Annotated in this window: 19 protein-coding genes; 4 read left to right on the top strand and 15 right to left on the bottom strand. The window is 62.6% G+C overall.

Annotated elements, in window-relative coordinates; translation table 11 throughout:
• Nucleotides 1-59 precede the first annotated feature (59 nt).
• The 11 genes from BEK68_RS04100 to BEK68_RS04050 form a co-directional block, all read right to left on the bottom strand.
• Nucleotides 60-1,157 (bottom strand): MucB/RseB C-terminal domain-containing protein, encoded by a 1,098-nt coding sequence (locus BEK68_RS04100; RefSeq protein ID WP_012435228.1) that lies wholly within the window; start codon nucleotides 1,155-1,157, stop codon nucleotides 60-62.
• An 11-nt stretch (nucleotides 1,158-1,168) separates the two neighbouring features.
• A complete protein-coding gene (locus BEK68_RS04095; RefSeq protein ID WP_012435227.1) occupies nucleotides 1,169-1,801 on the bottom strand; it encodes a sigma-E factor negative regulatory protein in 633 nt (210 codons plus the stop codon).
• Nucleotides 1,802-1,907: 106 nt separating this feature from the next.
• Nucleotides 1,908-2,507, bottom strand: coding sequence for an RNA polymerase sigma factor RpoE (gene rpoE / locus BEK68_RS04090; RefSeq protein ID WP_004635646.1), 600 nt, complete (start codon nucleotides 2,505-2,507; stop codon nucleotides 1,908-1,910).
• Between the two features lie 600 nt (nucleotides 2,508-3,107).
• Nucleotides 3,108-4,340: a beta-ketoacyl-ACP synthase II gene (gene fabF / locus BEK68_RS04085; RefSeq protein WP_012435226.1), complete on the bottom strand. Its 1,233-nt coding sequence runs from the start codon at nucleotides 4,338-4,340 to the stop codon at nucleotides 3,108-3,110.
• Nucleotides 4,341-4,453: 113 nt separating this feature from the next.
• Nucleotides 4,454-4,693 (bottom strand): acyl carrier protein, encoded by a 240-nt coding sequence (gene acpP, locus BEK68_RS04080; protein ID WP_004635650.1) that lies wholly within the window; start codon nucleotides 4,691-4,693, stop codon nucleotides 4,454-4,456.
• 186 nt (nucleotides 4,694-4,879) lie between these two features.
• Nucleotides 4,880-5,629 (bottom strand): 3-oxoacyl-ACP reductase FabG, encoded by a 750-nt coding sequence (fabG, locus tag BEK68_RS04075; RefSeq protein ID WP_012435225.1) that lies wholly within the window; start codon nucleotides 5,627-5,629, stop codon nucleotides 4,880-4,882.
• Nucleotides 5,630-5,643: 14 nt separating this feature from the next.
• Nucleotides 5,644-6,573, bottom strand: coding sequence for an ACP S-malonyltransferase (gene fabD, locus BEK68_RS04070; RefSeq protein WP_012435224.1), 930 nt, complete (start codon nucleotides 6,571-6,573; stop codon nucleotides 5,644-5,646).
• A gap of 32 nt (nucleotides 6,574-6,605) precedes the next feature.
• Complete coding sequence (locus tag BEK68_RS04065; RefSeq protein WP_004635655.1) at nucleotides 6,606-7,586, bottom strand: beta-ketoacyl-ACP synthase III; 981 nt, start codon at nucleotides 7,584-7,586, stop codon at nucleotides 6,606-6,608.
• 37 nt (nucleotides 7,587-7,623) lie between these two features.
• Nucleotides 7,624-8,685: a phosphate acyltransferase PlsX gene (plsX, locus tag BEK68_RS04060; RefSeq protein ID WP_004635657.1), complete on the bottom strand. Its 1,062-nt coding sequence runs from the start codon at nucleotides 8,683-8,685 to the stop codon at nucleotides 7,624-7,626.
• Between the two features lie 190 nt (nucleotides 8,686-8,875).
• On the bottom strand, nucleotides 8,876-9,055 hold the full coding sequence (gene rpmF, locus BEK68_RS04055) for a 50S ribosomal protein L32 (protein WP_003268823.1): 180 nt from the start codon (nucleotides 9,053-9,055) through the stop codon (nucleotides 8,876-8,878).
• A 115-nt stretch (nucleotides 9,056-9,170) separates the two neighbouring features.
• On the bottom strand, nucleotides 9,171-9,707 hold the full coding sequence (locus tag BEK68_RS04050; RefSeq protein ID WP_012435223.1) for a YceD family protein: 537 nt from the start codon (nucleotides 9,705-9,707) through the stop codon (nucleotides 9,171-9,173).
• 193 nt (nucleotides 9,708-9,900) lie between these two features.
• Between BEK68_RS04050 and BEK68_RS04045 the strand changes: the two genes are divergently transcribed.
• Complete coding sequence (locus BEK68_RS04045; RefSeq protein ID WP_012435222.1) at nucleotides 9,901-10,497, top strand: Maf-like protein; 597 nt, start codon at nucleotides 9,901-9,903, stop codon at nucleotides 10,495-10,497.
• 3 nt (nucleotides 10,498-10,500) lie between these two features.
• Nucleotides 10,501-11,232 (top strand): SAM-dependent methyltransferase, encoded by a 732-nt coding sequence (locus BEK68_RS04040; RefSeq protein WP_012435221.1) that lies wholly within the window; start codon nucleotides 10,501-10,503, stop codon nucleotides 11,230-11,232.
• A 16-nt stretch (nucleotides 11,233-11,248) separates the two neighbouring features.
• Here BEK68_RS04040 and BEK68_RS04035 read toward each other — a convergent pair whose 3' ends face one another.
• Genes BEK68_RS04035 through BEK68_RS04020 form a run of 4 tightly spaced genes read right to left on the bottom strand, consistent with a single transcriptional unit; the run spans nucleotide 11,249 to nucleotide 14,450 of the window.
• Entirely contained in the window at nucleotides 11,249-12,343 is a 1,095-nt protein-coding gene (locus BEK68_RS04035; protein WP_004635669.1) for a S49 family peptidase, read from the bottom strand.
• Nucleotides 12,344-12,381: 38 nt separating this feature from the next.
• On the bottom strand, nucleotides 12,382-12,783 hold the full coding sequence (locus tag BEK68_RS04030; protein WP_004635671.1) for a Rieske (2Fe-2S) protein: 402 nt from the start codon (nucleotides 12,781-12,783) through the stop codon (nucleotides 12,382-12,384).
• Nucleotides 12,776-13,435, bottom strand: coding sequence for an HAD-IA family hydrolase (locus BEK68_RS04025; protein ID WP_004635673.1), 660 nt, complete (start codon nucleotides 13,433-13,435; stop codon nucleotides 12,776-12,778). The genes BEK68_RS04030 and BEK68_RS04025 overlap by 8 nt, the downstream gene beginning before the upstream one ends.
• Nucleotides 13,416-14,450, bottom strand: coding sequence for an RluA family pseudouridine synthase (locus BEK68_RS04020; RefSeq protein ID WP_004635675.1), 1,035 nt, complete (start codon nucleotides 14,448-14,450; stop codon nucleotides 13,416-13,418). Before BEK68_RS04020 ends, BEK68_RS04025 begins: the two co-directional genes overlap by 20 nt.
• Before the next feature lie 741 nt (nucleotides 14,451-15,191).
• Between BEK68_RS04020 and BEK68_RS04015 the strand changes: the two genes are divergently transcribed.
• A complete protein-coding gene (locus BEK68_RS04015; protein ID WP_012435219.1) occupies nucleotides 15,192-18,227 on the top strand; it encodes an Rne/Rng family ribonuclease in 3,036 nt (1,011 codons plus the stop codon).
• A gap of 183 nt (nucleotides 18,228-18,410) precedes the next feature.
• The gene (moaA, locus tag BEK68_RS04010) at nucleotides 18,411-19,532 is read left to right on the top strand and encodes a GTP 3',8-cyclase MoaA (protein WP_004635677.1); all 1,122 of its coding nucleotides are present in this window, start codon (nucleotides 18,411-18,413) and stop codon (nucleotides 19,530-19,532) included.
• Nucleotides 19,533-19,550: the final 18 nt, after the last annotated feature.

Raw genomic sequence — 19,550 nt, 5'->3', positions numbered from 1 at the left:
ATAGAGAAATGGCACTGCGCAGCAACGCCGCGCACCCAAGACAGATGCCAGCTCTGCGGCTACTGCGGCGCGCTGGCCGGCCTGTTGGTTGCGTTGGCGGACACCGGCTTGTAGTCGACCGCTGCGCCAAACTGCTTGATGGTTGCAAACGGGACTTCGCCTACGATCGTCAACCAGAAATCGGCAACACGTCGCACCATCACATGTGTAGCGCCTTGCGAGATGAAGCCTTCGCGGCGGGTGCGCTTTTCCGATACCGGCTCGATAAAGAGCGACAGCCCTGCCAACCCGTCACTAAACACGACCTGCTGGACCTCGAAGCCGGAACTGTTCTTGCCGGCCGGCGCAATATCGCCCAGCGGACGGCGCACCTCGCGGATCTTCTGGAAGCCCTTGACGGGGTTGCCAATCGTCCAGCCTTGCTCGGCCAGATTGGTCGGCTGCGTCACGATCTCGTATTGATTCCACCCGTTCAGGTTCTTGAACGCAGCGACGATCCTCTGTTTCTCCGACGGCACACCCAACTCGACTTGCGAGAAGGCAACCTGTTCAAGCACCTTGCCATCTTCACCGATGGTCTGGGCGCGCATCAGCAAACCACTGTTGCGCTCCGCCCAGATGCGGTAGGCGTAGCGGTAGCCGTCCTTCGGATCAAGCTGGAAGACTTCGCAATCCATGCCCGCGACGCGCTCGGTCGGCAGGTGCCGCATGTCGTACTGGTCGAGCACATCGCCATTGGTGGTGGCGAGCAGCGCGGGGAAGCTGTCCTTGTGTTCCTGCTTCTCTGTCACCACGAGTTTGACGTCGTAAATCAGGTTCCGCACGACGTCATTCTGGCGCAGCGTTTCGCGCTGCTTGCCGTCCAGCGCTTCGACGCGCTCGTACTCGTTATTGAAAAGATCAGCGTAATGCTGGATGCGGGTGGAGTGCATGCCGGTGCCACGCTGATACGTGAGCGTGCCGACATAGTTCTGCTTGAGCGCCGCGCGATGGATTTTCGCCAGCCAGGAGGCAGCCTCCTTGCGCGGCATGGGATCAGGCTGTGGCGGAGCAGCTGTCGCCAGCGCCGAAACACACAGAAGAAGAAAAACCGACCGACGAACGGCCTGCAGTTTGCGGGCGCCTGCCCCGGCAACGGGGTGCCACACCTTCGACATGGATGCCCGCATTATTCCTGATTGGAGTCCTGGGTGTTCGCCACCCCATTGGCCACTGCGCGCAGATACGGAACTACCATCCCGTTGGTCGCAGATTGCCTGTGGGCGCTCAGGTATTCGTCCAGCCGGGCGTCGCGGATCATCGGCGTATTGTCAGCTGCCGCCACAGTTAGCGCCTGCGCGCCGGCACCTTGCGTCGCCTTGGCGACCAGTGCGGGAGAGCCTTCCGCACCATCCGCAGGTCCGCGCAGTTGCGGAACGACGACCCAGCTAACGGCCGCCACTGCCGCCGCCACTGCGGTTGTAGGCATGATCCGTCGGACCCAAGCGGGGCTGACCAGGAAACGGTGCCTCTCTTGGGTTTTCGCACGCTGCGCTACAGCCGGTACCAGCAGATGAGGCTCGGCGTCGAGCTTGGCCGAGAACCGGCGGAGGAAATCTTCCGAGGAATGCGTGTTCAGCAGATCTTCTGACCGGAGCACGTCGCCGATCAGTTGATATTCTCGCCAATGCGCCGCACCCTCGCCTTCCTTGGCGAGTTCCACGGCAGCCGGCACTTCGTGCGCCGCAACCTCACCGTCCATCAAGGCAGAGATGCGTTGTGCGAACTCCGCTTCTGCCGTTTGCAATTGAGCCTGACCCATTTCCCGACCCCAAAAACTCCAACGTCCAATCAACGATCCGAGAGAAGACTTCCCGAGGTTTCACCGTTTGCAGCCGCATGGGCCGCCGGCTTGTCATATCGGCTGGCTACCACCGTTTGCCCTCCACTGTTCCCAGCAGGGGGCGCAATTTCTCGGCAATCGCCTCGCGCGCCCGGAAAATGCGGGATCGGACTGTGCCGATCGGGCATTCCATCGCTTCGGCGATTTCCTCATAGCTCAGACCCTCGATCTCCCGGAGTGTGATTGCGGTACGCAATTCTTCGGGCAGCGCTTCCATTGCGCGGTTGACCGTTTCGGCCACCTGCTTGGTGTGCAGCATGGAGTCCGGCGTATTGATATCCCTTAGTAGCTCACCGTCGGCAAAAGTTTCAGCCTCTTCGGTATCGATGTCGCTGGACGATTCCGGGCGCCGGCCCTGAGTCGCCAGGTAATTCTTGGCCGTGTTGACGGCGATGCGATACAGCCACGTATAGAACGCGGATTCTCCCCGGAACTGGGGCAACGCACGGTAGGCCTTGATAAAGGCATCCTGTGCCACATCCTCGACTTCGGCCGGGTCACGGATCAGGCGCGAGACGAGCCGAATGATCTTCCGGTGGTACTTGACCACCAGCAGTTCAAACGCTCGCTTGTCGCCTTGCTGGACGCGCTCGACGAGGATCTGGTCGGCTTCGCGTTCGCTCACGGATTCTTCACCTGCAGTGTATCGCCTTGAATTTTTGTGACTTGGAAACGTTGTATTTTACCTACGACACACCGGACGCCTGGGAAACCACCCGCGGCGGCCCCAGGCGTAACAGACTTCGCATACGACGTAGCGTCCCGGCCGAAAACCACGGAGGCATCAGCACAAAAATCTGCGGACACCATCCATGACGCGCGACCCCAAGGATCAAGACACGCTCGCCGAGCGGCCATGACCATAGCAAAGGCGCATTTCGGACAGCTTGTGGCGCTTTCAACCGAACCTGCCAAGAGGCTTGGCCCGGTTCTCCGTCTTCTTTGAGACGAGCGCGCCACATCAGTTCCATTGCGAGCGGCGAACGATTCACTATCAAAGGAAGGCTGGCAGCCATCGCCAGCCCGCTGATGACCGCCCAGGTAGCCAAAGGCAACGCGGCGCCCCACGTTTTGATCGCCCAGAACACAACTGTGCAGACAAGGGCCACCATTCCGCATCGACTGATCGCGCACAACCGCCGGTACGACGCTGGGAAAACAATATTCTGGACGACCAAGGCAACAACGAAGCCGCTCGCGCCGTGAGGCTACGAGCCGCTCCGCCTTACGGGCGCTTGAACACCAGCGTACCGTTCGTCCCACCGAAGCCGAAGTTGTTTTTCACGGCCACGTCGATCTTCATGTCACGCGCGGTGTTGGCGCAGTAATCGAGATCGCACTCGGGATCCTGGTTGAAGATGTTGATGGTCGGCGGCGATACCTGATGGTGCAGCGCCAGCACCGTGAACACCGATTCCAGCCCGCCCGCGCCGCCCAGCAAGTGTCCGGTCATGGACTTGGTGGAATTCACGACAACCTTGCTGGCATGATCGCCGAAAGCCGCCTTGATGGCTTCGGATTCGTTCTTGTCGCCCAGCGGCGTAGACGTACCGTGCGCGTTCAGATAATGGACTTGATCCGCATTCATGCCTGCGTCGCGCAGTGCGTTCAGCATGCAACGACGCGGGCCGTCCATGTTCGGCGCTGTCATGTGGAAGGCGTCGCCGCTCATGCCGAAGCCAGCGATTTCCGCGTAGATCGTGGCACCGCGCGCCTTGGCCGACTCGTACTCTTCCAGCACCATCACGCCAGCACCTTCGCCCAGCACAAAGCCGTCGCGGTCTTTGTCCCAGGGGCGCGACGCAGTGGCCGGATCCTCATTGCGCGTGGACAGCGCGCGGGCTGCGGCAAAGCCGCCGATGCCCAGCGGCGACACGGTCGATTCGGCACCGCCGGCAACCATCGCGTCAGCATCGCCGGCCTGGATCAGGCGCGCAGCCAGACCAATGCTGTGCAGACCGGTCGTGCAAGCCGTGACGGCCGCCAGGTTCGGCCCCTTCAAACCGAACATGATGCTCAGATGGCCGGAGATCATGTTGATGATCGAACCCGGCACAAAGAACGGCGAAATCCGGCGCGGGCCACGATCGACGTAGGTCTGGTGCGTATCTTCGATCATCGGCAGACCGCCGATACCGGAGCCGACCAGCACACCGATGCGCTCGGCATTGGCTTCGGTCACTTCCAGCCCGCTGTCCTTCAACGCTTGGACGCCAGCAGCGATGCCATAGTGGATGAAGGTATCCATGTTGCGGGCTTCCTTCGCAGGGATGTAATCCTCTGCGTTGAAACCCTTCACCTCGCCCGCGAAATGCACGGCCAGGTTCGACGGATCGAATTTGGTGATGGTAGCGATCCCGGACTTGCCGGCGACCAGATTGGCCCACCCCTCGGCGACCGAGTTCCCTACTGGAGAGACCAGCCCCAGGCCGGTTACGACTACGCGACGACGGCTCACTATGCTTTCCTGCAACTCTGTATCAGCGACAAAGGCCACAGAAAACGCGCCACCCGGTCAAACCGGACAACCGCCCCTTCTGTGGCCCGCGATGTCAAGAGATCGATTGACGCTTACGCCTTGACGTGGGCGGTCGCGTAATCGATGGCTTGCTGCACCGTGGTGATCTTCTCGGCTTCTTCGTCCGGGATTTCCATACCGAACTCGTCTTCCAGAGCCATCACCAGCTCAACCGTATCGAGCGAATCCGCGCCCAGATCGTTCACGAACGACGATTCGTTCTTGATGTCTGCTTCGGCTACGCCGAGTTGCTCAGCAACGATCTTCTTAACGCGTGCGTCGATGTTGTCCATTTAACCCTCCAGGGAAGTATTCGACAAAAAGTGCGCGCATTCTAGCAGGTTTGCGCGGTGAAAAACCGCTCCGGAATCCATGCAAAAAATGCGCCCAACATGATGCTAAAAGCCATTTAAATCAGCGATCGCACAGGATTCTGCGCATGCGCAAAGCCCCGCACACCCGCCGCCGGGACGGCTTCCTTATCCCATGTACATGCCGCCGTTGACGTGCAGCGTCGAGCCTGTAATGTAGCCCGCCGCCGGTGACGCCAGGAAGGCAACTGCGTTGGCGATATCCTCGGGCGCGCCCAGGCGGCCCAGCGGAATCTGCGCCTTCAGCGCAGTATGTTGCTCTTCCGACAGGACCTTGGTCATGTCGGTATCGATAAAGCCCGGGGCGATGCAGTTGACCGTGATGTTACGGCTACCGATCTCTCGTGCCAGCGCGCGGGCCATACCTTCCACACCAGCCTTGGCCGCGGCGTAGTTCGCCTGACCCGGGTTGCCGGCGGAGCCCACCACCGAAGTGATGTTGATGATTCGACCGCCGCGGGCCTTCATCATCGGGCGCAGTACGGCACGCGACAGGCGGAACACAGCAGAGAGGTTCGTATCGATGACCGACACCCATTCGTCGTCCTTCATGCGCATCGCCAGGTTGTCCTGAGTGATGCCGGCATTGTTGACGAGGATGTTCAGGCCACCGTACGTCTTGATGGTTTCGTCGATGACGGCCTCGCAGCGCGCGGCGTCATTCACGTTGAGCACCACGCCTGCACCCTTTACGCCGGCTTCGGCAAAGTAAGCCGTGATGGCTTGTGCTCCGGCTTCCGACGTGGCCGTACCGACCACCGTCGCACCCTGGCGTGCCAGTTCCAGCGCGATGGCACGGCCGATGCCGCGCGAGGCACCGGTAACGAGCGCAACCTGATTGTTCAATGCTTGGGTCATACGAATCCCGTTGATTATTTGAGTTGACCCAGCACGGCTTCCAGCGACGCCGGATCGAAGATCGCGTCACCGACGATCTCCCCATCGATACGCTTGACCAGACCGGCCAGCACCTTGCCCGGGCCGCATTCGACCACGCGGGTAATGCCGTCACCCTTCATCTTCTGGATGGTCTCAACCCAGCGCACCGGCGATGCTGCCTGGCGCACCAGCGCATCCTTGATGGCCGCCGGGTCGCTCACGACAGCAACGTCCACGTTATTGATGACGGGGATCACCGGGGTGGTGACGGCCACGTTGGCGAGATACTCCCGCAGACGATCCGACGCCGGCTTGAGCAGCGACGAGTGAAACGGCGCCGACACCGGCAGCGGCAGCGCGCGCTTGGCACCCTTGGCCTTGGCGATTTCGCAAGCCTTCTCGACGGCCGCCTTGGCACCGGCGATCACCACCTGGGCCGGCGCGTTGAAGTTCACGGCTTCGACGACGCCTGCGACCGAAGCTTCCGCGCATGCGGCGCGCACGTCATCGTCCGACAGGCCGAGGATCGCAGCCATACCGCCCTCGCCCACCGGCACAGCTTCCTGCATCGCCTTGGCGCGGAAACGCACCAACGGTACAGCGTCTTGGAACGCGATGGCGCCCGCGGCGACAAGCGCCGAATACTCGCCAAGGCTATGCCCAGCCACGACGGTCGGCGTCGGGCCGCCGGCAGCTTGCCATGCACGATAGACGGCAACTGCCGCCGTCAGCATGACGGGTTGCGTATTGGTCGTCAGGTTCAGCTCTTCAGCCGGGCCTTCGGCAATCAGCTTGCCGATGTCCTGGCCCAGCGCGTCGGACGCCTCGACCAGCGTAGCGGCCACGGCCGGATGATCGGCAAACGCATTGAGCATGCCGACCGATTGCGAACCCTGGCCGGGGAAGACGAAAGCGAATGTCATGGCTCGTATTGTTCGTTCTGGAAATTCGTCAATCAGAAGCGCAGCAGCGCGGCGCCCCATGTGAAGCCGCCGCCCACGCCCTCGAGCATCACATGCTGGCCGCGCTGGATGCGACCGTCGCGCACAGCAACATCGAGCGCCAGGGGAATCGAGGCAGCCGACGTGTTGCCATGCTCATCGACGGTCACGATCAGGCGCTCGTTCGAGAGGCCCAGCTTCTTGGTCGTGCCCTGCATGATGCGGATGTTCGCCTGGTGCGGGATCAACCAGTCGACTTGCGAGGCATCGAGTTCCGCCGCTGCCAGTGCTTCACGGGCAACCTTGTCGAGCACCGTGACGGCCAGCTTGAAGACAGCCTGACCATCCATGTACAGGAAGGCGCTGCCCTGGATTGCACCCGCGGCCACGTTGCCCGGCACGCACAGGATGTTGGCGTGGCTGCCGTCAGCATGGAGCGCAGTCGACAGGATGCCCGGCTCGTCAGAAGCCTGCAGCACCACGGCGCCAGCGCCATCGCCAAACAGGACACAAGTGGTGCGATCGCTGAAATCGATGATGCGCGAGAAGACCTCGGAGCCAATCACCAGCACGTTGCGATAGGCACCCGAGCGGATAAATTTGTCGGCGGTTGCCAGCGCGTAGACGAAGCCGGAACACACGGCCTGCACGTCGAACGCGGCGCACCCGTTGGTGATGCCGAGCTTTTGCTGCACCAGGCACGCCGTGCTCGGGAACACGAAATCCGGCGTGGACGTCGCCACCAGGATCAGGTCGAGTTCGGAGCGATCGATGCCGGCGGCTTCGATCGCGCGCTCGGCCGCCCTTACGGCGAGGTCGCTGCACGTGACATCCGGCTCGGCGAAATGACGCGCCCGAATGCCGCTGCGCGAGACGATCCATTCGTCGCTCGTCTCGATACCCTTCTCGGCCAACTGGGCCGCCAGTTCGTCATTGGTGACCCGCTTGGGCGGCAGGTAGCTGCCCGTACCGATGATCCTTGCGAAACGTGTCATGTGCGGTGGGGTGAAATCTGACTCGGAGGCGACGCGTTCAAGCAGCGTCGGCGGCCGGAGCGGAAGTGGAGACCGGCGCAGCGCCCGCTGCGTCATGGTGCGATTCGAACGCCTGCGCAATGCGGGCGATCACGCCGTTGGCCGCGGCGTCGTAGGCACGCTTGATGGCCCATTCGAACGCGTAGGCGTCGGCCGAGCCGTGACTCTTGATGACCAGCCCACGCAGACCGAGCAGCGCGGCGCCATTGTAGCGCCGATGATCAACGCGCCGTTTGAAACGCGTCAGCACCGGCAGCGCCACGACAGCGAGCAACTTGGTGAACCACGAGCGGCTGAATTCCTGGCGCAGCATCTCACCGATCATCTTGGCCAGTCCTTCGGTGCTCTTGAGCGCCACGTTGCCGACAAAGCCGTCGCAGACAACGATGTCGGTCGTGCCCTTGAAGATGTCGTTGCCTTCAACGTTGCCGAAGAAGTTGAGATCGGAGGCGCGCAGCAGCTCACCGGCCTGCTTAACGACCTCGTTGCCCTTGATGACTTCTTCGCCAATGTTGAGCAGACCGACCGTTGGACGCGGCTTCTGCTCGACCACCGACACCATCGCCGAGGCCATCTGCGCAAACTGCAGCAGGTGCTCGGGCTCGCAGTCGGCGTTGGCACCAAGATCCAGCACGGTCGTGCCGGCACCTTTCTCGTTCGGGATGGCGGTGGCAATTGCCGGGCGGTCAATGCCGTCCAGCGTCTTGAGAACGTAACGCGACACGGCCATCAACGCGCCGGTGTTGCCGGCGGAAACGCACGCCTGAGCGGCGCCTTCCTTGAGTTGATTGATGGCCACGCGCATTGAAGAATCTTTCTTCTTACGCAGCGCGACCTCGACCGGATCGTCCATCGACACCACCTCGGAGGCGGGGACGACGTGGACGCGCGGGTTCGCGGTGGCGTGAAGTCGCTTGAGCTGCGCCGCGATGGCATCGGGCTGCCCGACGAGCAGCATTTCGACGTCTTCGTGTACGGCGAGAAAATGGATCGCTGCAGGGATTGTCACGCCAACGCCGTGATCGCCACCCATGCAGTCGATGGCAAGCTTGATGGTCATGCGAGTCTGAGTTGCGGTTTCACGTGCGGCTCCGGCCGTTGGCGCGCGTATGGTACACAAACCCGTACACGCATAGCCGAATTTCACTCAACAAAAAAGCGGCAAATTGGCTTGCCGCTTTTTCGATTGCATCATGAACCTGTGCGTTCAGACCAACCCAACACGCTTGCCAGAAAACTGGCAAAACGCATCAGTCGTTCTTGGTCTTCACAACCTTGCGGCCACGATAGTAGCCGTTCGGGCTCACGTGGTGACGCAGGTGCACTTCGCCGGTGGTCGGCTCGACAGCGATCGGGGCCGTCGTCAGGAAATCGTGCGAACGATGCATGCCGCGCTTGGACGGCGACTTCTTGTTTTGTTGAACAGCCATGACTGACTCCTAAGCAATTTGATCGATTTTATCACATCACACGGAGCCGGAGCGTAGCCATTCCGGTAGGCGTGTGAAACGTACTGCCATCAGCGCGCACAATATCCGCGCACGCCTAATGTTTGGTCTTAAGGTTGGCCAGCACCGCGAACGGCGACGGCTTCTTTTCAGCTTCAGTCTCTTCCGGCAACATCTCATCCGGGCAGACTGCATGACGCGGCGACACCGGCAACGCCAGCAACAGCTCATCTTCGATCTGCGTGATCAGATCGAAGCTGCGCGAGCCAACGATGACATCAGCCTCATCGTCATCCAGCGGGGCGGCATCGGCATCGGCTTCCGAGCGCACGACTTCCAGACGCGCGCGCACCGGCAGAGGCTGCTCGTAAGCTTTGAGGCACCGCTGACATTGCAGCCAGATGGCGCCATCCACTTCCAGATCCACGAAGAGCCGCTGACGCGGCAACTGGCCGGCGGTGGCCTCCTCGCGCGCCACACCCTGCAGCTGCCAACGAAATTGCGTGTTGGCGTCAGCCGGGGCGTCGACGGCTTGCTCGGACAGCAGACGAGGCGTATCGGTCAGATAGACCGTGCCGCTTGCCGGCTCACCCGCGCGAATGAACGCGAAAAGATCGAATGCACGAAAATCCACGAATCGAACCCACTAAACGCGTTGCTGTTGATGCGCGAACCGGATGGACCCGCCTTGCAGCGCCTGACACCTTGCGCCTGGGCGCACGGTTTGCGACACTGCGCGGCCAAACCGCGAAACGCGGGATTATAGCGGGCAGAAACCTGTGGCGTCAAAAGGTTTTGCTCAAAATCCACTGCATCTTCAAGCACTTATGACTTCTGCATCGCGTCCGCCACTGATTCTTGCCTCCAGCTCGCCATATCGGCGGGAATTGCTGGAACGCCTGCGCCTGCCGTTTGAGATCGTGGTACCGGACATTGACGAGACCCCCGCCCCGGACGAGTCGCCCGACCAGACCGCTCTGCGCCTGGCTCGGCAGAAGGCAGAGAAGGTCGCAGCAGGCCATCCCGGCGCGCTGGTGATCGGCTCCGATCAGGTCGCCACACTGGACGGCAAGCAGGTCGGCAAACCGGGCGACCACCCCCGCGCACTGGCGCAACTGCACTGGATGCGTGGACGCACCGTCACATTTCACTCCGCGCTGTGCCTGTACGACGGCCGGACAGGGCGACACCAGAGCGAGGACATCCGCACGCTGGCCACCTTCCGCGACCTTTCCGATGAAGAATTGGACGCCTATCTGCATCTGGAACACCCGTACGACGTTGCCGGGAGCGCCAAATCGGAAGGCCTGGGCATCGCCCTGCTCGAACGCGTGGAGTCGTCGGACCCGACCGCGCTGGTGGGTCTGCCGCTGATCGCGCTGACCAGCATGCTGCGCAACGTTCACTACCCCCTCTTCGCCTGAACCATGGCCGGTACGCTTTATCTCATTCCGAATACGCTGGGCTCGCGCGATGCGGCCGACCCGCTGCCTGACGTAATTCCTGCCGGCGTGCAGCAGATCACTGCGCGACTCGATTACTTTGTCGCCGAGCACGCCAAGACCGCACGCGCGTTGCTGAAAAAGCTGGCCGAGACCACGCCGCTGGCGCATCCACTGCAGGAAATCACCATCCGCGAGCTGAACGTCAAAACGCCGGAATCGGAACTGGAAGCGCTGCTGGCGCCAGTGCTTGCCGGCCAGGACGCGGGACTGATGTCGGAAGCCGGGGTGCCGGCGGTGGCCGATCCGGGCGCAAATCTCGTGCGTCTCGCGCACCGACGTGGCGTGCGCGTAAAGCCGCTGGTGGGACCGAGTTCGATTCTGCTGGCGGTGATGGCATCCGGCTTGAACGGCCAGAGCTTTGCATTCAACGGCTATCTGCCGGTCGATGCGGCCGAGCGCAAGACAAAGCTGCGCACACTGGAACAGCTTTCACGCTCAGTCGCCCAAACGCAGGTATTCATTGAAACGCCCTACCGCAATGGCGCGTTGCTCGAAGCCATTCAGGCCGGCTGCGCGCCGAGTACGCTGCTGTCGATTGCAGTGGACCTGACACTGCCCAGCGAGCAGGTTGTCACGTTGCCCGTGAGCGACTGGCGCGCCGACCGCATGAACCTGCACAAGCGGCCGGCGATTTTCTCGCTGCTAGCGCGATAGCGCGCCTCCGCCCCTTCTACTCCTTCATCAGCAGCTTGAGCTGGCCCGTAGTGGCCAGCGCCTTGACTGCGCCCGCGCCCATCGCCGTGCCGAGCTTGCGTGCCACGCGCGAGGCGAAGTTTTCCTTGACGGTGTAGTCCACCACGTCCGGCGCCTTGATGACGCTGCGCGCGACAAGGTCCGAACTGCCGATCGCGTCGGCCAGGCCCAGATCCACCGCCTTGGCGCCCGTCCAGAACAAACCAGTGAACAGCGTGGGATCGTCCTTCAGACGGTTGCCGCGGCCCTGCTTGACCACGTCGATGAACTGCTGATGCACCTGGTCCAGCATCTCCTGCGCATACTGTTTCTGCTGGGGCGACACGGGTGAGAACGGATCGAGCATTCCCTTGTTCGAACCGGCGGTGAGCAGGCGGCGCTCCACGCCCACTTTGTCCATCAGACCAGTAAAGCCGAAGCCGTCCATCAGCACGCCGATGGAACCGACGATGCTGGCCTTGTCGACGTAAATCCTGTCAGCAGCGGCAGCCACGTAGTAACCGCCTGACGCGCACATTTCTTCCACGACGACGTACAGCGGAATCTTCTTGTATTTGGCGCGAAGACGGCGGATTTCATCGTTGATCATGCCCGCCTGCACCGGCGAGCCGCCCGGCGAATTGATCTTCAGGATCACACCGACGGTGTTGTCATCTGCAAACGCGGCCTGCAAGGATGCGTTGATGTTTTCGGCGCTGGCGTTTGTGTTCGCCGCAATTTCGCCCTCCAGCGTGACAATCGCTGTGTGGCGGCCCGTGCTGACGGTTTCGCCCTCCAAGCTGGCGAACGCATAAATAAGCACTCCGATCAGGCCCAGAGCCACGAAGCGGAAAAAGATGCGCCAGCGGCGCGCGGCGCGCTGCTCACGGACCGTTGCCATCAGTACTTTTTCGAGTACCTCACGCTCCCAGCCGCCGGCCGGCGCAGAAGCTGCCGATGCCGATGCGGGCGGGTTACGCAATTCAGCTTCAAGCGGATGATCCGCATGCTGTGTGACTTCCAGCGCTTCTGGTTTGCCTGCACCCTCGTTGGGGGCGTCGTCGGGCCCTTTCGGCGGAATCGAGTCAGTCATAGACAAGGAGAAAACGATCGAGAAGAAAAACTGCGCTACTAGGCAGAAGGAGTTGGTTCGGGCGCGGACACGGGCGCCCGGAATAGCGTATCCGGCTGCCACCAGACTGCGCCGTCGCGCTCGGCAACCTCAAGCTTGGACAAATGCGAACCCCGGCACGGCCCGCCGACGCACCGGCCAGTATCCGGCTCGTAAATGGCACCATGCGTCGCGCACATCAGATACAGACCGGAGCTTTCGAAAAACTGGCCTTCCTGCCAGTCCATTTCCATCGGCACGTGCGCGCACTGGTTCAAATAGCCATGCACCCCGCCAGCGTAACGGACGACAAACGCGCTGACGAGCCGACCGCGCACGTCCACCTGAAACCGGACACCCAGACCGCCGTCTTCCAGCGCAGCGCTTTCGCATACACGAACCGGCTCCGCCATGTCAGGCATGTTGCGTCAGCCAATTGTGCAGATCGGGAACCGACTTGGCGCTATACAGCGGCGTAAGCGAATCCAGCACATCGGCAGGATGCGCCCCGTATGTGACGGCCACGCCGGCGGCGCCTGCATTGGCGGCCATTTGCAGATCGTGCGTCGTGTCGCCGATCATCACGGTGCGCTCGACCTCCATGCCGAGATCGCGCGTGAGTTCGAGCAGCATGGCGGGGTGCGGCTTAGAGAACGTCTCATCGGCGCAACGCGTGTTGTCGAACACGCCCGTCAGATTTGTCGCCTCCATCGCACGTTGCAGGCCCACGCGGGACTTGCCCGTCGCCACAGCCAGCAGATAGTTCTGGCGGCGCAGTGCTTCCAGCATTTCTCGCACGCCCGGAAACAGGACGAGATGCGCATCACGGCTGAGGTAATGGAAACGATACCGGTCCGCCAGCTTGCCGTAGTCGGCGGGATCAAGCGTCGGGACGGCATATTCGAGCGCATCCCGCAGGCCCAGGCCAATCACGTGGCTCGCCCGTGCATCGTCGGGCACCGGCAGGTCAAGATCCCGGCATGCGAGCTGGATCGACCGGGTGATGGCCGACGTCGAATCCATCAACGTGCCATCCCAATCGAAGACGATCAGATCAAAGCGCTGCTGCGGCATCGGAATCGGGGCCCTGGAAAGCGTTGAGGAAATCGGTACACTCGGCGGGCAACGGCGCATTGAACGTGACGACTTCACCGCTATGCGGATGCGTCAGTTGTAGGCGATGCGCATGCAAGAACATCCGCGCCAGTCGCGGCGAAGCATTCGCGCGGGATAGCGCCTTGTTCAGGGCGAAGTCGCCGTACTTGTCGTCGCCCAGGATTGGAAAACCCGCGTGGGCCAAATGCACCCGGATCTGGTGCGTGCGCCCGGTCTTCAGTTCGGCCTCCAGCAACGTGTATGGGCCAAACACGCCGACCTTGTTGAAGATCGTGTGCGACGCCTGCCCATCGGCCTGCACGCGCACGCGGCGCTCGCCTTCCGGCGTGGTGTATTTGTGCAGTGGCGACTTGATGTGTTGTCGCTTGTGCGGCCAGACGCCCTTCACCGCCGCAAAGTACCGCTTGTCCAACTGGCCTTCGCGGATCTGCTCATGCAGCGCCACCAGCGCAGAGCGTTTTTTTGCAAGCAGCAGCACGCCCGACGTTTCGCGGTCGAGGCGGTGCACCAGTTCCAGGAACTTGGCGTCGGGGCGCGACTGACGCAATTGTTCAATCACCCCGAAGGCCACCCCGGAGCCGCCGTGCACGGCCACCCCGGCGGGCTTATCGATCACCAAAAGATGCGTATCTTCGTGAAGGATCGTGAATTCTGCCGCCGGCACAGGGCGGGCCGCTTCCACCTGCTGGGCAATCCGCAGCGGCGGAATACGAACCAGATCGCCGAGTTTCAGACGGTATTCCGCGTCGATGCGGCCTTTGTTGACTCGCACCTCGCCGGAACGCAGGATGCGGTAGATATGGCTCTTGGGCACGCCCTTGGCCACGCGCATCAGGAAATTGTCGATGCGCTGCCCTTCGGCGTCTTCACCGATTTCAACATAGGCGACTGACTTGCCGTCGAGCGCATCGCCGAGTGTGCCACGTCCGGCCTGTTGAATGCGGCCATCAAATGGATGGCGTAACTCATTCATTTTCAATATAATTTTTTCGCTGGACAGTCGTTTAGGCGCCAGCAACAGCCGGTCGGAACGAAACAACAGGTATTGTACACAGCCACCGTTTCGGTCCGGAACGTGCCGATCTCTCGCCCACTTGTGTTACAAAGCTAATCACGTGGCCGACTCTTCGGCACGAAAGCAGCACGCACCGCTGTCCCATCGCGCAAGACGTGAACCAAAGATCACGTCGGCAACATCGGCCAGCGTAGAACGAGCAGCTGGTAGAACAGAATTCAAAGGCGGGCGCCACATGGTCATCCATACGGCGCCCGCTTGGTGAAAGAAGCCCTTGCCGCACCAGACTGGTGCCGGCCGGCTGAACATCCGGTTACCGCGTTGCCATGGCGGTCCGGCGGCAAAACTCTAAAAAGCAGCACGCCGCCCGATTTGCCCCGCCGCGGGTTTCGTCCGGAAAGGCCGTCCGTCAATTCGCTCTTTGTGGTCGCTTCACGCGACTCGCCGCCGCCGGCCCACCTGCAAATGCATCTGGCCCGTGGCACGAGTGACAGGACGCGCAACTGGACGCCAACGGCGTCCGCGGACTCCGCCCTGCCATCCATGATGACGCGTGGAATGCCCTCATTTCTTTCGCCCGTGCCCCGTCGCGCCTTCCTTGTTTTGTTGGGCGACACCTCGGCAATTCGTTGACCACCCGCTCCGCCTTTGCGTGCTCCATGAAGCGCCGTGCTTGCACGGCATTGGAGTGAGGTTGCAATGAAACGCATGTTGTTCAATGCGACGCAGCAAGAAGAATTGCGCGTCGCCATTGTCGATGGTCAGAAACTGATCGACATCGACATCGAAACCGCCGGGCGCGAGCAGCGCAAAGGCAATATCTACAAGGGTGTCATCACCCGCATCGAACCGTCGCTGGAAGCGTGCTTCGTCAACTACGGCGAAGAGCGGCACGGTTTTCTCCCCTTCAAGGAAGTCGCCCGCGCCTATTTCAAGGACGGTGTGGACGTGCGCGGCGCGCGCATCCAGGATGCCCTGTCTGAAGGCCAGGAGCTGATCGTCCAGGTTGAAAAGGAAGAACGCGGCAACAAGGGAGCAGCCCTGACCACGTTCATCTCGCTGGCTGGCCGCTACCTCGTGCTGATGCCGAACAACCCGCGCGGCGGCGGCGTGTCGCGCCGCATCGAGGGCGAGGACCGCCAGGAACTGCGCGAGACGATGGCGCAACTGGAAGTGCCGGACGGCATGAGCATCATCGCCCGCACCGCCGGCATTGGCCGCTCGGCCGAAGAGCTGCAGTGGGACTTGAACTACCTGATGCAGCTGTGGAAAGCCGTCGATGGTGCCGCCGTCGACAACAAAGCCCCGCTGCTGATCTATCTCGAATCCAGCCTGGTGATCCGCGCCATCCGCGATTACTTCCAGCCGGATATCGGCGAAATCCTGATCGATACGGACGACATCTACGATCAGGCCCGCGCCTTCATGAGCGTGGTGATGCCCGACAACATGAATCGGGTGAAGAAGTACCGCGACGACGTTCCCCTGTTCTCGCGCTTCCAGATCGAACACCAGATTGAATCAGCGTACTCGCGCATGGTCATGCTGCCCTCGGGCGGCGCCATTGTGATTGACCACACCGAGGCGCTCGTCGCCATTGACGTGAACTCAGCGCGCGCTACCAAGGGCGCCGATATCGAAGAAACCGCCGCGCGCACCAACCTTGAGGCTGCCGACGAAATCGCTCGCCAGCTCCGCCTGCGTGACCTCGGCGGCCTGATCGTGATCGACTTCATCGACATGGAGTCGAGCAAGGCGCAGAAGGATGTCGAAACCCGCCTGAAAGACGCGCTGCGTCACGACCGCGCCCGGGTGCAAATGGGCAAGATCAGCCGCTTCGGCCTGATGGAGCTGTCGCGCCAGCGCCTGCGTCCGTCGCTGTCGGAAGGCTCGCACGTCACTTGCCCACGCTGTAACGGCACGGGGCATATCCGCGATACCGAATCGTCCGCCCTGCAGGTGCTGCGCATCATCCAGGAAGAGGCGATGAAGGAAAACACCGCCGCGATCCACTGCCAGGTGCCGGTGGAAGTGGCTGCGTTCCTTCTCAACGAGAAGCGCCCGGACATCAACCTGATCGAGACGCGCTTCAAGGTCAACGTGCTGCTGATTCCGAACAAGCATCTGGAGACGCCGCACTACAAGCTGGAACGCCTGCGCCACGACGATCCGCGCCTGGACGACGACAAGGCCAGCTATAAGATGGCCGAAGAGGCCGCCAAGGAGCTGGAAGCCGACACCGCTTACAGCACCCGCAAGGAAACTGCCAAGCCGCGCCAGGAAGCTGCCGTCAAGGGCATCACGCCGGACCAACCGGCACCCGTGTCGGTGCCGCGCGCTGAGCGTCCGGTTCGTACTGAAGCCGCTCCGGCACCGCAAGCGCCGGCCCCGGCTCCGGTCCCTGCCCAAGGTGGTTTTGTCTCGTGGCTGAAATCGCTGTTTGGCGCCAAACCGGCCGAGCCGGTGGTGGCTGCGCCGGTCGAAACGCCGAAGCAACGAGCTGAAGAAGGCAACCGCCAAGGCCGCGGCAATCGCCAGGACCGTGGTGGCCGAGGCCAGCGTGGCGAACGTGGCGAGCGCCAAGGTCAAGGCCAGAACGGCCGCGATGGCAGCCGCCAGGGCCGTGAGCGCAACGAAGCCCGCGAAGGTCAGCAACAAGTCCAGCGCGAAGGTCAACGTGACGGTCAGCGCGGCAACCGCGATCGCAACCGCCAGCCGGCCCAGGTCGAAGGCGCTGTCCGCGAGACGGCTGAAGCGCGCCAGCCGCAGCAAGGTCAGGAGGTTCGCACCGAGGGCCAGAACCAGGGCCAAGGCCGCCGGGAGCGCAACCAGGAACGTCGCGAGCGCCAACCGCGTGAAGGCCGAGAAGCCCGCGAAGGTCGTGAACCGCGCGAGCCGCGTGAAAACCGTGAGCCGCGCGAAAACCGTGGCGAGCGCGACGCACAAGCCAAGGAAGCCGCTTCCCTGGCTGCCGAAGGCCTGATCGACCAGACCGCCGCATCGCAAGTGCCGCAACCGCTGCTCGACACCGCTGCTCCGGTAGAAGGCATCGAGGGCGAAGGCGTGACGCCGGGCGCGGAAGTCAACGGTGAAGGCGAAGAGCGCCGTCGTCGTGGGCGCCGTGGCCGCAACCGCTATCGCCGTGACCGCGAGGGCGCGGAAGGCGTCCGTGCGGAAGGTGAAGGTGAAGGCGAAAACGAAGGCGCCGAAAGCGCAGACGAAGCCGTCGCCGACATGCATGCCGAGCCGGTGCTGCCCGCAACCGTGGCGGAACCTGTGCAGACGACGTCGTTTGCACCGGTTGAGAACCCGGCTCCGGTGGTGCAGGAACCGGTGCATGCTGCGGAAGCCGTGGCCCCTGTGTCGGCCCTGCCGCAAGTGCAACCGACGGAGCCCGCCCTTGCAGCCGCTATCGCAGCGCCCGCAGCGGAAGTCGAAGCGGAAGCGCCTCAAGAGGCCATCGTGACGGCATTTGCGGAAGTGCCGGCTCCGGTCAGCACGATCGCCAAGGCTTCGCCGCTGCCGATCGAGACGCTGCAGAGCGTGCTGGACAATGCCGGAATGACGTGGGTCCACACTGACAGTCAGAAGCTGCGCGCCTCGCAGGAAGAGGCTGCACGCACCGTTACGGCACCGCGTGTGCCGCGCGAGCGCAAACCGCTGCCGCCGGTCCAGCACGGCCCGATGGTTCTGGTCGAGACCCACCGTCCGGCGGGTGGCGCAGACCAGCAGTAAGCAGCACACCGGCGGGTAACCGCCGGGGCAAGTGCCTGGGGGCGGCTTCGGCCGCCCTTTTTCCTGTGCGCGATCTATCGAGTATGAAACCCCACCGCTCGCGCGGAACAGGGGCTGCGCTACACTCGAACCTGTATCGAGTGCAACACTCCCGCTTCGTGGATTGACGCACCGCACCACACCATGACCGAAACCGTCATCCCCCTCTACGATCTGCGTGATGGCCAGCACCATCGCGCCACGGTGCCCGCCGTGCCCAATGTGCTTGTCCCGGCAGAGGGCAGGCTGACGGACACGCGCGGCCGCCGGCTGCACGATCTGCGCGTCTCGGTGACAGACCGCTGCAACTTCCGCTGCGTCTACTGCATGCCGAAGGACGTGTTCGACAAGGATTACCGCTTCCTGCGGCATTCCGAGCTGCTGTCGTTCGAAGAGATCGAGCGCATGGCGCGGCTGTTTATCGAGCACGGCGTCGAGAAGATCCGCCTGACCGGCGGCGAGCCGCTGCTGCGCAAAGACATCGAACGTCTGGTCGAAATGCTCGCGCGCCTCACCACCGCCGAAGGCAAGCCGCTAGACCTCACGCTCACGACCAACGGCGCCCTGCTCGCTCGCAAGGCGCAATCGCTGAAAGATGCGGGCCTCACTCGCGTGACCGTCAGCCTCGACGGCATCGACGATGCGACTTTCCGCCGCATGAACGATGTCGATTTTGCGGTGGGCGAAGTGCTGCACGGCATTGAAGTCGCGCAGAACGCCGGACTGGCGCCGATCAAGGTCAACATGGTCGTCAAGAAAGGCGACAACGAAGACCAGATCGTGCCGATGGCGCGCCACTTCCGCGGCAGCGGCATCATCGTGCGCTTTATCGAATACATGGATGTGGGCACGACCAACCATTGGGACATGCGCTCCGTCGTGCCGTCGGCCGAGGTGATCAAGCGCCTTTCGCCCGAGTTTGCGCTCGAGCCGGTGTCGGCGAATTACAGCGGCGAAACGGCCGAGCGCTGGCGCTACGTCGACGGCGCTGGCGAGGTCGGCGTGATCTCGAGCGTGACCCAGGCGTTCTGCCACGATTGCACGCGCGCGCGGTTGTCGACCGAAGGCAAGCTGTATCTCTGCCTGTTCGCCACCGAAGGCTTCGACCTGCGCGCGTTATTGCGCGGCGGCGCGACCGATCTGGAACTCTCCAACGCGATCCGCACGGTCTGGCAAGGCCGCGCCGATCGCTACTCCGAATTGCGTGCCAGCGGCAAGGCCCAGCCAGCCGGCCGGCGCATCGAAATGTCCTACATCGGCGGCTGAATCCGCCAGCGTTCAACC

The sequence above is a fragment of the Ralstonia pickettii genome, assembly GCF_001699815.1.
GTDB classification, from domain to species: domain Bacteria; phylum Pseudomonadota; class Gammaproteobacteria; order Burkholderiales; family Burkholderiaceae; genus Ralstonia; species Ralstonia thomasii.
Note: the sequence above shows the minus strand (reverse complement) of the source record. Positions and strands in the feature narration are given on the sequence as shown.

What these genes read in the sequence shown, in the direction of transcription:
- BEK68_RS04100 (WP_012435228.1), bottom strand. Translation starts at nt 1,157, where the DNA reads ATGTCGAAGGTGTGGCACCCCGTTGCCGGGGCAGGCGCCCGCAAACTG.
- BEK68_RS04095 (WP_012435227.1), bottom strand. Translation starts at nt 1,801, where the DNA reads ATGGGTCAGGCTCAATTGCAAACGGCAGAAGCGGAGTTCGCACAACGC.
- acpP (WP_004635650.1), bottom strand. Translation starts at nt 4,693, where the DNA reads ATGGACAACATCGACGCACGCGTTAAGAAGATCGTTGCTGAGCAACTC.
- fabG (WP_012435225.1), bottom strand. Translation starts at nt 5,629, where the DNA reads ATGACCCAAGCATTGAACAATCAGGTTGCGCTCGTTACCGGTGCCTCG.
- fabD (WP_012435224.1), bottom strand. Translation starts at nt 6,573, where the DNA reads ATGACATTCGCTTTCGTCTTCCCCGGCCAGGGTTCGCAATCGGTCGGC.
- BEK68_RS04065 (WP_004635655.1), bottom strand. Translation starts at nt 7,586, where the DNA reads ATGACACGTTTCGCAAGGATCATCGGTACGGGCAGCTACCTGCCGCCC.
- plsX (WP_004635657.1), bottom strand. Translation starts at nt 8,685, where the DNA reads ATGACCATCAAGCTTGCCATCGACTGCATGGGTGGCGATCACGGCGTT.
- rpmF (WP_003268823.1), bottom strand. Translation starts at nt 9,055, where the DNA reads ATGGCTGTTCAACAAAACAAGAAGTCGCCGTCCAAGCGCGGCATGCAT.
- BEK68_RS04045 (WP_012435222.1), top strand. Translation starts at nt 9,901, where the DNA reads ATGACTTCTGCATCGCGTCCGCCACTGATTCTTGCCTCCAGCTCGCCA.
- BEK68_RS04040 (WP_012435221.1), top strand. Translation starts at nt 10,501, where the DNA reads ATGGCCGGTACGCTTTATCTCATTCCGAATACGCTGGGCTCGCGCGAT.
- BEK68_RS04035 (WP_004635669.1), bottom strand. Translation starts at nt 12,343, where the DNA reads ATGACTGACTCGATTCCGCCGAAAGGGCCCGACGACGCCCCCAACGAG.
- BEK68_RS04030 (WP_004635671.1), bottom strand. Translation starts at nt 12,783, where the DNA reads ATGCCTGACATGGCGGAGCCGGTTCGTGTATGCGAAAGCGCTGCGCTG.
- BEK68_RS04025 (WP_004635673.1), bottom strand. Translation starts at nt 13,435, where the DNA reads ATGCCGCAGCAGCGCTTTGATCTGATCGTCTTCGATTGGGATGGCACG.
- BEK68_RS04020 (WP_004635675.1), bottom strand. Translation starts at nt 14,450, where the DNA reads ATGAATGAGTTACGCCATCCATTTGATGGCCGCATTCAACAGGCCGGA.
- BEK68_RS04015 (WP_012435219.1), top strand. Translation starts at nt 15,192, where the DNA reads ATGAAACGCATGTTGTTCAATGCGACGCAGCAAGAAGAATTGCGCGTC.
- moaA (WP_004635677.1), top strand. Translation starts at nt 18,411, where the DNA reads ATGACCGAAACCGTCATCCCCCTCTACGATCTGCGTGATGGCCAGCAC.